Genomic DNA, 14,540 nt, shown 5'->3' with positions numbered 1-14,540 from the left:
TATGTTATATCCCGAAAATTGTTTAGAAAGATTAGGTTTTATAGAGATCAGGCAATTAATCAGTAAACATTGTTTAAGTCCGATGGGACAAGCAATGGTGCAGAAAATGCAGGTGATGAACCGCTTTGATCAGATTGATAAGTTTTTACGACAAACCAACGAATTTAAAAGTATACTCCAGAATCAGGAGCCTTTGCAGATTAATACTTTTTTTGATATAAAATCTTTAGTAGATAAAATCAGAGTTGAAGGCACTTATTTATTGGAAGACGAATGGTTTCAGGTTTATACTTCCCTGCAAACTGTGTTTTCCGTTTTACGCTTTTTTGAAGAAAGAGCAGAAGTTTATCCTACACTGGAGGCGCTGTTTGAGCACCTGCCGATAGAAAAAAATATTCTGCGGAAAATAGAAACTGTAATTGATGCAAAGGGCAAGATAAAGCCAAATGCATCAAAGGAATTGCAGGAAATTACCACTGCAATAGCAAAAACTGAACAGGATGTGCGCAAGCGCATGGATTCTATTTATAAACAGGCCATTGCTAACAATTGGGTGGCTGATGGAAGTTTAACCATCCGGGATGGCAGAATGTGTATTCCGGTTTTGGCTGAAAATAAACGTAAGTTAAAAGGTTTTGTGCATGATGAATCTGCAACGGGCCAAACCGTTTATATTGAGCCGGAAGAGGTTTTTGCGCTAAATAATAAACTTCGTGATTTAGAATTTGATAAGCGAAGGGAGATTATAAAAATTCTGATTGCTTTAACAGATGATTTAAGGCCGTATTCCCCACTTCTTTTGTCTTATCATGGTTTCCTGACTAAATTAGATTTTGTAAGGGCAAAGGCTTTATTTGCCCTGGATATTGAAGCAGAAATGCCCGGGTTAAAAAAAGAACCCAGAACAAAACTAATTAATGCAAGACATCCTTTACTGATGCTTTCTTTTGCAGCAGAAAAGAAAACGGTAACGCCTTTAAATATCCATATTGATGCTGAAACCAGAGTTGTACTGGTATCGGGCCCAAATGCAGGCGGTAAATCCGTTTGTATGAAAACGGTGGGTTTACTGCAAATTATGTTGCAAACTGGTTTACTTATTCCGGTTGATGCAAATAGTGAGGTTGGCATATTTGAAAATATCTTTGCAGATATTGGCGATGATCAATCTATTGAAAGTGATTTGAGTACTTACAGTGCGCACTTGAAAAAGATGCGTTATTTTGTTGAACATGCTTCGCCAAAAACCATGGTACTGATTGATGAATTTGGTACCGGAACGGACCCGCAGTTTGGTGGCCCGATGGCAGAAGCCGTTTTGGAAGTATTAAATAATAAAAAGGTGAGGGGTGTAATAACAACCCACTATTCTAATTTAAAGCTTTTTGCTGGTAATACAGAAGGACTGGAAAATGCTTCTATGCTTTTTGATAACACCAAAATGAAGCCACTTTACATTTTGGAAATGGGTAAGCCCGGAAGTTCATATGCCTTTGAAATTGCCCAAAATATTGGTTTACCAAAAGAAGTTATCGCACTGGCGAAGTTAAAAACAGGTTCCAATCAAAATCGGATGGATACTTTACTGGTTGATTTGGAGCGTGAAAAGAAAACCATTTACGATACTAAAGTGAGTTTAGCCAATCAACAAAATAAGGCTAAAAATTTGGTTGCGGAAAATGAAAAGCTGAAATCATTTTTAGAAGAGAACAAAAAAGTTTTAATCAAGGAAGCCAAGCAGGAAGCACAAAATATTATTAAAAATGCCAATAAGCTTGTAGAAAATACGATTGCAGAGATTAAAGAGAAACAGGCCGATAAAGTTGCAACCAAAGAACTTAGGCAGAACCTGCAAAAAGAATTGGTTAAAAATGAGGTTAAAGCAGAAAAACCAAAACCTCAGCAAGTTGTTGTGGATGGGAAAATTGAGGTAAACGACTGGGTTAAGTTTTTAGACAGTGAAACAACAGGACAGGTTTTAGAGATCAATAGGGATAACCTGGTTTTAGCAATCGGCGATTTACGTTCGGTTGTGAAAAAGAACCGGGTTCAGAAAATCAGCAATAAACAAGCTAAAAAAGTTGTTCAAAGCAATTCTTTTGCGGGTCGTATGAATGAGGCCGTTAGTGATTTCAGAGCAGAACTTGATTTAAGGGGTAAAAGAACTGAAGATGCGCTGCATGAGGTAGAGAAATACCTGGACAGGGCCATTATGCTTGGTTTTCCATCTATAAAACTTATTCACGGTAAAGGAGATGGTATTTTAAGGAAAATGATTCGCGAATATTTAAGGAAATACAGTCAGGTAAACCGAATGGAAGACGAGCATGCCGATAGAGGCGGAGATGGGATTACCTATGTATATTTGAACTAAAGATTATATAAAACCAATTAGCCGTAACGTTGTTATTATTAAAATGTTACGGCTATGAAACTAATATTACTCTGCATATTTGTGATGGTAATTTGCATAAATTGCAGAAAGAATAATCACAATAATAATGGTGATGAAACATTACCTGATGTTGAGCTAAAAGCCAAAGTAATTGCCTCAGGTTTAAACCTGCCGTGGGAAATGGTTTATGGCCCTGATAACTTGATTTGGTTTACAGAGAAATCTGGTAAAATCAGTCGGTTAAACCCGGCAACAGGACAAATTACAACCTTACTGACCATCTCTGAGGTTAGAGTAAACGGCGAAGGTGGTTTATTGGGCATGGCACTTCATCCCGATTTTACCTCTAACCCTTATGTGTACGTAGTCTACGATTATGGCAGCAATTATAAAGAAAAAGTAGTCAGGTACAATTATGAAAATGGCAGTTTAAATAGCCCCAAAATTCTATTAGATCAAATTTCTGCGGCATCTATTCACAATGGTTCGCGTTTATTAATTAGCGATAATAAGCTATTTATCAGTACCGGCGACGCTTCTGACACCAGTACGCCACAAAATATAAACTCTTTGTCTGGTAAAATACTAAGGATAAATTTAGATGGAACAATTCCGGCAGATAATCCTTATCCTAATAATCCTTTATGGTCTTTCGGACATAGAAATGCGCAAGGATTGGTAAAAGTTGGCAACAAGATATTTTCTTCTGAACACGGTCCGGATGCTGATGATGAAATCAATATTATAGAAAAAGGAAGAAATTATGGCTGGCCAAATATTAAAGGATTTTGTAACGAGACGAATGAAACGGCCTTTTGCGCAGCAAATAATGTCGTAGAACCATTAATCAACTGGACACCGACTATTGCACCAAGCGGCATGACTTATTATGATAATAAATATATTCCTCAGTTTAAAAATTCTTTGTTACTGGCCATATTAAAAGGCAGTAAATTAATACAGCTAAAATTAGATGATGCACAAACTAAAATTGTTGGTACCAAAGATTTTTATGTAAATGCGTATGGCAGATTAAGAACCGTATGTCAATCGCCGGAAGGGAAGATCTATATTTGTACCAGTAACGGAAGTGATGATAAAATTATAGAAATTTATAAATAGGGGAACTTATTTTTTTCTGCCCGGGCATTTTTTACAGCGCTTGCCCTCTTTATATTTTTTACAACACTTTTTAAATTCTGCTGTACAGCTAAAAATATAACCCATACCTTTCTGAAACTCAGGGTCGGTAGGTAAAATGAAGATGTTTTGCTCTCTCTCGTTCAACATTGCACTGCAAAGGTAGTTGTTATTTAGATTAATTACAATTAATAATTTACTTCAGAAAGTTTTAGTCAAATACTTTAGTGAAAACGGCAGTTTTAGCAATGGCTTTTGTATTTTAGCAGCCTAACCAAAAATTCATAAAATGATAAATAAAGTTGTATCTGGTGCGGAAGAGGCAATTAAAGATATATCTGATGGCGCTACAATCATGTTAGGTGGTTTTGGCCTGTGCGGTATTCCTGAAAATTGTATTAATGCACTGGTGAATAAGAATGTAAAGGGCCTGACCTGCATTTCTAATAATGCCGGCGTTGATGATTTTGGTATTGGTTTGATGCTGAAACAACGTCAGGTAAAAAAAATGATTTCTTCTTATGTAGGTGAAAACGCAGAGTTTGAAAGACAGTTATTAAGTGGCGAGCTGGAGGTAGATTTAATTCCGCAGGGAACATTGGCTACCCGTTGTTTGGCTGCTGGTTACGGAATGCCTGCAATTTTTACACCTGCAGGCGTAGGTACAGAGGTTGCCGAAGGAAAAGAAGTAAGGAATTTTGATGGCAAAGATTATTTAATGGAATATGCATTTGATGCAGATTTTGCAATTGTAAAGGCATGGAAAGGTGATACCGCCGGAAACCTGATTTTTCGTTCTACAAGCCGTAATTTTAATCCTGTAATGGCAATGGCGGGTAAAGTAACCATTGCTGAGGTAGAAGAGCTGGTAGAAGCGGGGGAGCTTGATCCGGATTACATTCATACACCGGGGATTTATGTTCATCGCATTTTTCAGGGAAAAAATTACGAAAAGAGAATAGAACAAAGAACCGTAAGAGCTAAAACCTAATGAAGAAAACGATTGCTATAGAAGAAATCGCTATGTTTTTACTGGCGCTTTTTGGCTTTTACAATTTGCCATATTCCTGGTGGCTTTTTCTGGCTTTGCTACTGGTACCCGATTTAAGCATGATCGGTTATGCTATTAATTCTAAAACGGGGGCAATATTGTATAACATTGCTCACCACAAAGCTTTAGCAATAGCAATTTTTATTATCGGATTTTATTCAAAATCATCAGTTGTTCAACTTACAGGCGTTATTCTTTTTGCACATTCGAGTATGGATAGGGCATTGGGATACGGCTTAAAATATTTTGATGCCTTTAATCATACGCATTTGGGCATTATTGGAAAAAATAAATAACATGGCATTTTCAAAAGAAGAGATCGCACAGCGGATCGCTAAAGAAATAAAGGATGGTTTTTACGTTAATCTTGGTATAGGCATACCCACATTAGTTGCTAATTACATTCCAAAAGGAATTAACGTTGTATTGCAATCCGAAAACGGACTGTTGGGCATGGGGCCTTTCCCATTTGAAGGAGAGGAAGATGCAGATTTAATTAATGCCGGTAAACAAACCATTACAACGCTGCCCGGCTCGTCTATTTTCGATTCGGCAATGAGTTTTGGAATGATCAGGGCACAAAAGGTAGATTTAACCATTTTAGGGGCTATGGAAGTTTCTGAGCATGGTGATATCGCCAACTGGAAAATCCCTGGTAAAATGGTTAAGGGTATGGGAGGTGCAATGGATTTAGTTGCTTCGGCAAAAAATATTATTGTAGCTATGCAGCATGTAAATAAAGCCGGCGAAAGCAAGTTGCTTGCTAAATGTACTTTACCTTTAACGGGTGTAAATTGCATCAAAAAAATTGTAACAGAATTAGCCGTTTTAGATGTGCTGCCTGAAGGAGGTTTTAAACTTTTAGAAAGAGCACCCGGTGTAAGTGTAGAATTCATCAGGCAATCCACTGCCGGGAAATTAATTGTGGAAGGCGAAATTCCTGAAATGAAACTTGATTAAGGTAAAAAAGGGATGGTTTTAGCCATCCCTTTTTTTATTTATCTGCCAGTATTGTATTTCTTAATTCTGAGGAAATATCTTCTGTGATACTGATAATCTCATCCGGCTCGTTCGTGTTGTTTATAATCACCCGGTTGCAGGTTTCTTTATATGGTAACAAATATTCTTTGTATGCAGGCAAAACATGATTATCCCACTTGTATAAAACATCTTCTTCAGGATATCCCCGTTCTAAACCATCACGTTTTATACGCCTGTCCAAAGCAATTTGCTCATCTGCATCAACAAAAATCTGATGATCCAGCAAAGCGGCTATTTCTTTAAAATGGAGAATAAAAAGACCTTCAACGATAATAATCGGGGCAGATTTAATCTCTAATATTTTAACAACTGCTAAAGGATTATTGAAGTTATATTCTTTTTTGTAAACAACCTCACCATTAATCAGCTGCTTAATATCTCTTAAAAACTGCTCGCTGTCTATAGTAGACGGAAGATCGAAATTATACAGTTTGTTTTCTTCCTGTGTCATTTCGCCAGCCGGGATGTAATAATCATCCTGCGATACCAGCGTAACTTCATCCTGCTTAAAATGATGGAGAAAACAATTTAGAAAAAACGTTTTGCCAGATCCACTGCCACCGGCAATACCAATTATAAACGGCTTTTTATTCAAACTCATTGAGGGCTATACATTATATTGCAAAAAAATCTTTTGTCTAAAGCGCCCAAAGAATCGGCTACAGCTTTAGTGGTTACAATTATAACATCTTTTGTGGATTCGTTCTCTGTAAATTTACCAACAACTTTTGCGTAGGTTGTACGGTTGGTCATTGGGTTGGTAATTTTAATCACCTTTCCAATAGGAGCAGTGCGGTGTAAAACCAACATTTTCGAAGCGTCAAGGTCAGCATCCGATATCCATACGGCTGTTCCTTTTTCTTCAACCTGGTTTAAACCGTAAACACTTGGATCACGGCGTAATTTTGGATCTCTAACCGATGTACTATCCGGATTTCCTTCCTGATCTTCTTTTGAAAGGTCATTAACTGATTTAGGCTCTGGTGGTTTTGGTATCGCCAGTTTCTGTCCTAAAGCAATTGAATTATCATTTAATTTATTTGCAGTTCTAATTTGATAAGCCGTTAAGTTGTATTTTTTTGCAATGCTAAAAATGGTTTCGCCCTGAGCCACGGTATGAATAAAACTTTCTTCCCTTGATGGGGCAGCCACTTCTTTTACTTTTTCAACTGCTTTTTCTTTAACCTCAGCTACTTTTTCTTTTGGATTCGGAACTTCAATATTAATGTTTGAAGGCATTTTTAAAACCTGACCTATCGTAAGTGTATTGTCAGGTAAATTATTAAGCATTCTGATTTGATAAGCCGTTATGCCGTATTGCTGTGCAATAGTGAAAATAGTCTCACCCTGTTTAACCTTATGTGTACCACTTGCTTCTCTCGGTTTATTTTCCTGTACGGGTTTTTCTGTTGGTGTATTTACAACCTGATTTTGGTCAATGTTTTTTGTTGCAGGAATCTTCAATTTCTGGCCAATACGAAGATTATTACCCGAAAGATTATTAGCTTTTTTTATTTCTTCTACAGTTGTACCAAACTTATCCGCAATTCTACCCAAAAACTCCTTTGGTTGAACTTCGTATTCAATCATAGCCGGACTATCTGTTGTTAGCGTTTCTTTAGTGTTTCTCTCTGCAACAGGAGGGGTAGAAGCCGGGCGACTGCTTTCAGTTGCAGTACCACTTTTTACAGGGATTTTTAGAACCTGTCCAATTCTTAAATTGCTTGATGATAAATTATTTAAGGCCTTAAGCTCATTAATGGTAGTGCCGTACTTTTCAGCAAGCATATTCAGGTTATCTTTAGCTACAACGATATGCTCGCTCACGTTAGCTGTATTTTGTGGTGGCCCCGAAGCATGATTACTAGCTGGATTACTACTTGTAGCATTGAAAGGAATATTAGTAGGAACCTTAATAATTACCCCAACCTGCAGGTACTTATTGTCATTATAAGCCATAATATCTTTAGGCGAAACATTATATCTCCGTCCTATAGAATAATAAGTGTCTTTGGCTACTGTTTGGTGGATAATTAGTTTTTTTCCATTGTTATTCTCTACGCCAATGGAGTCTATTACTGTGCTTGCCTTAGCGTTTGCTGCATTTAAAGCAAGCAATAACACAGCAGATAAATATATTTTATGCATTTATTTCTATATAAAATTTCTAAACAAGGGGAGCAATTATACGAATAATATTATAAACCATTTTCATACAAAGGTATCGTATTTGAGCGAAAATTAATGACAGCTTTATAACCTAAACTATACTTTGTTCATAAACAAATACTTGCCGTAAAATGGTTTTGTATAATTACAAATTATAAACGAACATATAATTCAGGTATTGTTTAAAATAGTATTTTAGACTAAAACTTTTGTGTTTCTGAATTGTTAATCCATCAAACAAATTAAAAATACTGTTATTATGAACGCTAAAGAAATAAGTTTAAACGAAAAAGAAGTTAAACCGGTTGTAGACCTGTTAAATGATTATCTTGCAAATTATCATATTCATTACCAAAAATTAAGAGGTTGCCACTGGAACATTAAAGGACAAAACTTTTTTACATTACATATAAAATTTGAAGAGTTATATACCAATGCACAATTAACAATTGATGAAATTGCCGAACGTGTACTAACATTAGGTAAACCGCCACACAGCCGTTTTGCTGATTATATAAATGAATCTGAAATTAAAGAAATCAATACCATTGGTTTAAACGATTTAAGTATGGTTGATGCGGTTTTAGAAGATATGGCAAAGCTAATTGAACTTGAACGTAATTTATTGGAAGCATCTGATGAAGCAGGAGATGACGGTACCAACGATATGGTGAACCGCTTTATGCAGTTTAAAGAGAAAAATACCTGGATGTTGCGTTCGTTTGCCGGTAAAAAATAAAGAGCAACTTCAACAAATTAAAATCCCCTTATCTGCTGTTAAACGGGTAGGGGGATTTTAATTTTATTAGCCTTATAACCTTACAATTTCCCAATTAACTTCCCGTCTTAACTCTGTATATTTGCCGCATGGCGTACAAAAGTTTAGCAGCGTGTGTAAATGACCTGGAAAAGCATGGTCATTTAATCAGAATTAAAGAAGAAGTAGATCCTTACCTTGAAATGGCTGCCATCCATTTGCGGGTTTTTGAAAATAAAGGACCTGCTTTATTTTTTGAAAATGTAAAAGGAAGTCCTTTTCCGGCAGTTTCAAATCTTTTTGGAACACTGGAGCGCTCTAAATTTATATTCAGAGATACCTTACCAAAGGTACAACAACTTGTTTCTTTGCGCTCTGATCCAATGAAAGCATTAAAGAATCCATTTAAGTATGCAGGTTCGGCAATGTCGGCACTTTCGGCCCTGCCCATGAAAACGCCTTCCGCAAAAAATAAGTTTTTGAAAACCAGCATCAGCAAACTACCTCAAATTGTAAACTGGCCCATGGATGGAGGACCATTTGTAACCATGCCACAGGTATATACAGAAGATGTAGATAAACCGGGGGTGTTAAATTCCAATTTGGGTATGTACCGGATTCAATTAGGAGGCAACGATTATATTCAGGATCAGGAAATAGGATTGCATTATCAAATACACAGAGGCATAGGTGTCCATCAATCTAAAGCTAATGCACTAGGTTTACCTTTAAAAGTCAGCATTTTTGTTGGTGGCCCGCCATCACATCCATTAGCAGCTGTTATGCCTTTACCCGAAGGATTATCTGAAATGACTTTTGCAGGTGCTTTAGGTAACAGAAGGTTCAGGTATTTTTACGATGATGAAGGTTTCTGTATATCTGCGGATGCCGATTTTATCATTACCGGTACTGTATACCCGGGAGAAAATAAACCTGAAGGGCCTTTCGGAGATCATTTAGGTTACTATAGTTTAACGCATCCGTTTCCTTTAATGAAAGTACACAACGTATATCATAAAAAGGATGCCATTTGGTCTTTTACGGTAGTTGGCCGTCCGCCACAGGAAGATACCAGCTTTGGAGCATTGATACATGAAATTGCAGGATCGGCTATTCCACAGGAAATCCACGGTTTAAAGGAAGTAAATGCAGTAGATGCAGCAGGTGTACACCCTTTGTTATTTGCCATTGGGAGCGAACGTTACACGCCTTATCTGAATGAAAGAAAGCCTCAGGAAATATTAACCATTGCTAACCATATTCTGGGTAAAAATCAACTCAGTCTTGCTAAATACTTACTGATTGCCGCCAAAGAAGATAATCCTGATTTAAATACCCATAACATAGAAGATTTTCTTAAACATATTTTAGCCCGGATAGATTTAAAAACAGATTTGCATTTTTATACCAATACTACCATTGATACACTCGATTACAGTGGTTCAGGGTTAAACAGTGGATCAAAATTGGTTATGGCGGCTGCAGGTAAGGTAAAAAGAACCTTGAGCACCGAAATTCCGGCAGGATTAAATCTGCCTGATGCCTTTAAAAATCCTCATTTAGCCATTGCCGGTGTACTTACCTTAGAAAGCAACCCTTATCAAAATGAAGAAATAACCCGGGCAGAGATAACTGAATTAAATGAAGCTTTAAAAAATCAGGATTTAAATGGCTTACCATTAATTGTGCTTTGCGATGATGCAGCATTTGCAGCTAAACACATCAATAATCTGGTTTGGGTTACTTTTACAAGAAGCAACCCGGCTGCCGATATTTATGGCATTAATGAGTTTACCGTTAATAAACATTGGGGTTGCGAAGGGCCAATGATTATCGATGCCCGTAAAAAGCCGCATCATGCACCCGAACTCATTAAAGACGCTGAAATTGAAAAGAAAATTGATCTATTAAAAGGCAAATCAGATTGGTACAAAGCATAATTAAATTGAATATTTGAATTAATTTTTTTAAATTTTAGGCATATTATTCGATATGTCGTTAAGATTTTTATTTGCTTTTTTAATATTCTTCATCTTTTCGTTTAGTAAATCTAAAGCTCAGGAAACAGGGCTGGATAGTATTGCCAGTAATCTCCATCATTACGGTTTAAGGCACAATACTTCAAAACTTTTTATCCATTTTGATAAAAATGTTTATACAAATAATGATAAAGTCTGGTTTACAGGCTATCTGCTTACCTCTGTGTTGGATGTAAATCAGTATAATACACTCTATTTATCCTTAATTAATAATCAGGATAGTACAATAGTGCTTCAACAAAAGTTTCTGATTAATGAAGGATTTTGTTTCGGCAGTTTAATATTACCCGATTCTTTACAAAGCAGTGATTATAGTTTTGTTGCCAATACAAATATTAAGGTAAATGGAAAGCCTGACGGAGAGTTTATACAACCCATAACCATCAGGTCAACAACAACCAATCCACTGGTTGCCACTTTATCTATTTTTAAAAGTTATGATGAACAAACCAAAAATGGAACGGCTTTACTCAAAGCCATATCCAGCGACAACCATTTTGTACCGGATGCTGAAATTAAATACATTATAGGCAGAACCAATCAGACACTCCAAAAAGGAAGTGCTAAAAGTAGCGTTATCGGAGAATTAATGATTAATTATCCGGCAGATAAGGTTAATGCTGAAAACAATTTATTAACCGTCTCCATCAAAAAGGGAAATCAAACAAGATATGTCAAAATAAATCTCCCCATTTTAAAAAGTAAAAAATATAAGGTGCAGTTCTATCCGGAAGGAGGTCATTTGGTAAATGGACTTTTATGTCGGGTTGGGTTTGAAATTAAGGATGAAGAAGGAACTTCAATTAAAGCCAAGGCTGTATTATTTGAAAATAAAATTGCGAAAGATACCATTGCTACAAATTTAAATGGACTAGGTTCTTTTTTTATAATTCCGGTTGTTAATCAGCAATATACGGTTAAGCTTTTACAGGAAGATCTGGAGGATGTTGTTTATAATTTGCCAAGGGCTTTAACCAATGGCATAACGATAAAAGTAGGAGAAGCTGTTGTTGCAAATGAATTGCTGGCCAAACTGGAGAGCTCATCCAATATGAAAATTCATGTTCTGGTGCATAATTTTGACCAGATTTTTTTACAGAGCAGCCTTCATCTTACTGGTCGGCATGCTCAAAATGTTCGGTTTAAATTAGATTCAGTTCCTGTTGGTTTACAAACATTAACAATTTTAGATAGTTTATATAAGCCTCTTGCAGAAAGAATTTTCTTTGCACATTACGATCAGATTAGCCGCATGGAAATTAAAGCGGATAAAGAAGCATATCATGCAAGAGAGAAAATAAATCTGAAACTGAAAATCATTGGAAAAGATAATGAATTAATACCCGGACTGGTTTCTGTTGCCTGCGTTCAGGGGAATAGGTTTACCTTAAAAAATAACCTCAATATTATTGATTATGCTTATTTACAATATCATTTGGGTATGCTGCCAAGCCATACACAACAATTAAAATATTCTGATCCGGATTATCTTAATGCAGTATTATTAGTTAAGGGATGGAGAAAATATTTATGGCCGGCAGAGAAACAAAACATGCCGGATTTAAATACGTTAACCTCTAATTATGATCTTACAGGAATAATAACCAGAAATAAAAAGGCCTTAAAAACTTCAATGGGACTTAACATTTTTTCGGATAAAAATATTTTTATACTTAATACAGACAGTACAGGGCATTTTAGCATTCCTTACTCAAACATATTATCATCGACTTCCGGTAAGGCCTGGTTAAACCTGAGTAATAAAAATTATTTTCAATATGAGGTTAAGGTTAATGATCCGCTGGAAGAAATAAAAAAGTATGTTGTTTCGAAAACTTACGATCCGGTTTTTAATAAAACAAGTGTACTCAATAAAGAAAATGAGAGTTTTAACCCGGGAGGTGGAATTAATTTAAAAGAGGTAACGGTAACCGTTAAAGATAAAGAGAGATTGGAATTTGAAAAGAACGGATATGCCAATAAATGTGGTGATTATGTTTGCAGATATAATATTCTAAACTGTGAGAATCACTGGCATGACCGCGAAAACAAAGCACCGGTTAAGGGAAAAATCTATAGGCGTTCTGGCGAAAACGGAACCATTTTTTACACAGGCTGTTTGGTGCAGGAGATACCGCCAAACATTACACTTTTAAAAACCATAAATCTTCCTAAAGAATTTTATATTGCTGATGTAGATAATAAAAATGAACCGATAAACTTTCCTACCGTTTACTGGAATTATCAATTCGGAATAAATAATGCAGAAACGCCTCTTACATTTAATGCCGGAGACCTTACCGGAAGATTTAAAATAATTGTTCAGGGCCTGAGCAGAAACGGAATAGTTTACGGAGAAAAAGAAATTGTAATTAAGAATCCATAAAAAAAGTCCTGACCAATAAGTCAGGACTTTTTTTATGGAGTGAATGCGATTAAAATCTTACGCCTAAAGTTAAATATACTGCGTTAGTTGTATTTTTAATTGAAGCAGTTGGAGCTGCTAAGCCAACAAGATCATAAGCTTTATAGTAAGAGTTATACTTGCTGTTTACAAAAGTAGCATCTGCATAAAAATTATCTTTGCGGTAACCTAAACCACCACTAATGCTTTTTCTTTGGTAAGCATCATTAGATTTATCCTCATAAGGGTTTCCTAACTGGCTGTAACCGGCTCTTAAAGAAAAATTATCGCTCAATCTGCCTTCAGCACCAACCCTGATGTTAAATGCATCACGATAAAGATCCTGTATGTCTTTATTGTTTGCAGCAATTACACTGGCATCATTAGTTGCACTGCTGCTTAATTTAATATCTTTATAGTTAATGTAATCAGCATCAAAAGTAAGGAAGCCTAAGTTGTTTGCAAATAAAGCAAAACCTGCTGTTATTTTTCCCGGAGTACGAAGGTTAAATTCAGCATTATAAGGATCGATTTGTACATTATAAGTATTTTTATAATTAACTAAATTCTGAAAGTAACTATCCTGAATATTGTACCAGGTTGGTGTATTATAAGAAGCACCAATTCTAACAGCATTGTTAATTTTATAAATTAAACCCAGTTTAGCATTAAAGCCAGAACCCTTTGTCTCAGTACTTTCTGTAAAGTCCATATCGTAAGCATTGGTGCCAATTGTACCGGTTTCGTTAAATACACGGTCTGAGGTAAGCTTTAAAGAAGTGAACGATAAAGTCGCTCCAAAATAAAGCTTATTAGAGTAATTGCTACCAAAACCTACATTAAACTCTGATTGATAACCTTTTCTGGTTTCCGTATTAAGTTGTTTGTTCCCTAAATTGGTTGATGGAGACCATGCACCATTTACATTATTATAATCAATTAGGTAGTTTTCAAAAGCTGTATAAGGAAGATCATAACCAGCAGAATAGCCATCGTATCCTGCTTTCAGTTGTGCTTCAGTAGGAGGAGGAGAACTTAATCCATTTGCCTGGTCTGCAAAAAAGTCAGCGATTGAGCTGCTATTGTTGGTGCCACCAAAAACGATCTTATTGTTAAAATCATTGGTTTTATTATAACCAATACCAACGTTAAAGCTTAATATACCCTCTGAAGTATTTGCTCCCTTTTGTTTAGAAGTTGGGGCATAAAAAACACCGCCAAACTGACTAATTCCAAGCTGATTTTTATTTCCGTTTCTGGTTTCTCCTAAATAAGTCCCATCATTTCCATAAGACCCAAAATAGGGGGTGAAACTAATTTCAGATTTTGTAAATAAACCTAATCCTGCAGGGTTGCCACTTAACGAACTAATGTCGCCACCAACTGCTGTTTGGGCGCCACCCAAAGCTTTAAATCTTGACGAAGTGGTATTATCTGTTTGTGAGAACCTTAAAGCATCGGTTACGTATTGCGCATAGCTGATCTGGGAGCACGTCAAAAGACATGCTAAACCCAATAGATATTTAATTTTCATAATTATTTGT

The 14,540-nt window shown here is 36.1% G+C and carries 11 protein-coding genes; 8 read left to right on the top strand and 3 right to left on the bottom strand.

The features are described 5' to 3' along the window. Position 1 precedes the first annotated feature (1 nt). The 5 genes from O0955_RS08460 (at position 2) to O0955_RS08440 (ending at position 5,546) form a co-directional block, all read left to right on the top strand. On the top strand, positions 2–2,374 hold the full coding sequence (locus O0955_RS08460; protein ID WP_269427103.1) for an endonuclease MutS2: 2,373 nt from the start codon (positions 2–4) through the stop codon (positions 2,372–2,374). 54 nt (positions 2,375–2,428) lie between these two features. After that, on the top strand, positions 2,429–3,517 hold the full coding sequence (locus O0955_RS08455) for a PQQ-dependent sugar dehydrogenase (RefSeq protein ID WP_269427102.1): 1,089 nt from the start codon (positions 2,429–2,431) through the stop codon (positions 3,515–3,517). 307 nt (positions 3,518–3,824) lie between these two features. Beyond that, the gene (locus O0955_RS08450; protein ID WP_269427101.1) at positions 3,825–4,526 is read left to right on the top strand and encodes a CoA transferase subunit A; all 702 of its coding nucleotides are present in this window, start codon (positions 3,825–3,827) and stop codon (positions 4,524–4,526) included. Beyond that, the gene (locus tag O0955_RS08445; RefSeq protein WP_269427100.1) at positions 4,526–4,882 is read left to right on the top strand and encodes a DUF4260 domain-containing protein; all 357 of its coding nucleotides are present in this window, start codon (positions 4,526–4,528) and stop codon (positions 4,880–4,882) included. Before O0955_RS08450 ends, O0955_RS08445 begins: the two co-directional genes overlap by 1 nt. Before the next feature lies 1 nt (position 4,883). After that, the gene (locus O0955_RS08440; protein ID WP_269427099.1) at positions 4,884–5,546 is read left to right on the top strand and encodes a CoA transferase subunit B; all 663 of its coding nucleotides are present in this window, start codon (positions 4,884–4,886) and stop codon (positions 5,544–5,546) included. Positions 5,547–5,580: 34 nt separating this feature from the next. Here O0955_RS08440 and O0955_RS08435 read toward each other — a convergent pair whose 3' ends face one another. Continuing rightward, positions 5,581–6,222 (bottom strand): uridine kinase family protein, encoded by a 642-nt coding sequence (locus O0955_RS08435; protein WP_428982406.1) that lies wholly within the window; start codon positions 6,220–6,222, stop codon positions 5,581–5,583. Between the two features lie 2 nt (positions 6,223–6,224). Further along, positions 6,225–7,775, bottom strand: a complete 1,551-nt coding sequence (locus O0955_RS08430) for a muramidase family protein (protein ID WP_269427097.1) — start codon at positions 7,773–7,775, stop codon at positions 6,225–6,227. A 280-nt stretch (positions 7,776–8,055) separates the two neighbouring features. On the opposite strand from O0955_RS08430, the gene O0955_RS08425 reads away from it, so the two are divergent. The 3 genes from O0955_RS08425 (at position 8,056) to O0955_RS08415 (ending at position 12,978) form a co-directional block, all read left to right on the top strand. Next, positions 8,056–8,535 carry a Dps family protein gene (locus O0955_RS08425; protein WP_269427096.1) on the top strand — a complete coding sequence of 160 codons (480 nt, stop codon included), beginning with the start codon at positions 8,056–8,058 and terminating at the stop codon, positions 8,533–8,535. Positions 8,536–8,663: 128 nt separating this feature from the next. Next, the gene (locus O0955_RS08420) at positions 8,664–10,493 is read left to right on the top strand and encodes a UbiD family decarboxylase (RefSeq protein WP_269427095.1); all 1,830 of its coding nucleotides are present in this window, start codon (positions 8,664–8,666) and stop codon (positions 10,491–10,493) included. Positions 10,494–10,545: 52 nt separating this feature from the next. Continuing rightward, positions 10,546–12,978, top strand: a complete 2,433-nt coding sequence (locus tag O0955_RS08415; protein WP_269427094.1) for a hypothetical protein — start codon at positions 10,546–10,548, stop codon at positions 12,976–12,978. A 49-nt stretch (positions 12,979–13,027) separates the two neighbouring features. Here O0955_RS08415 and O0955_RS08410 read toward each other — a convergent pair whose 3' ends face one another. After that, positions 13,028–14,530, bottom strand: coding sequence for an OmpP1/FadL family transporter (locus O0955_RS08410; RefSeq protein ID WP_269427093.1), 1,503 nt, complete (start codon positions 14,528–14,530; stop codon positions 13,028–13,030). Positions 14,531–14,540: the final 10 nt, after the last annotated feature.

It is taken from the genome of Pedobacter punctiformis (assembly GCF_027213715.1).
Lineage (GTDB): Bacteria > Bacteroidota > Bacteroidia > Sphingobacteriales > Sphingobacteriaceae > Pedobacter > Pedobacter punctiformis.
The sequence above is the reverse complement of the archived record's forward strand: the minus strand, read 5'-3'. Positions and strand labels throughout refer to the sequence as shown.

Coding starts and splice junctions, on each gene's coding strand:
- O0955_RS08450 (WP_269427101.1), top strand. CDS start 3,825: ATGATAAATAAAGTTGTATCTGGTGCGGAAGAGGCAATTAAAGATATA.
- O0955_RS08445 (WP_269427100.1), top strand. CDS start 4,526: ATGAAGAAAACGATTGCTATAGAAGAAATCGCTATGTTTTTACTGGCG.
- O0955_RS08440 (WP_269427099.1), top strand. CDS start 4,884: ATGGCATTTTCAAAAGAAGAGATCGCACAGCGGATCGCTAAAGAAATA.
- O0955_RS08460 (WP_269427103.1), top strand. CDS start 2: ATGTTATATCCCGAAAATTGTTTAGAAAGATTAGGTTTTATAGAGATC.
- O0955_RS08420 (WP_269427095.1), top strand. CDS start 8,664: ATGGCGTACAAAAGTTTAGCAGCGTGTGTAAATGACCTGGAAAAGCAT.
- O0955_RS08430 (WP_269427097.1), bottom strand. CDS start 7,775: ATGCATAAAATATATTTATCTGCTGTGTTATTGCTTGCTTTAAATGCA.
- O0955_RS08415 (WP_269427094.1), top strand. CDS start 10,546: ATGTCGTTAAGATTTTTATTTGCTTTTTTAATATTCTTCATCTTTTCG.
- O0955_RS08410 (WP_269427093.1), bottom strand. CDS start 14,530: ATGAAAATTAAATATCTATTGGGTTTAGCATGTCTTTTGACGTGCTCC.
- O0955_RS08455 (WP_269427102.1), top strand. CDS start 2,429: ATGAAACTAATATTACTCTGCATATTTGTGATGGTAATTTGCATAAAT.
- O0955_RS08425 (WP_269427096.1), top strand. CDS start 8,056: ATGAACGCTAAAGAAATAAGTTTAAACGAAAAAGAAGTTAAACCGGTT.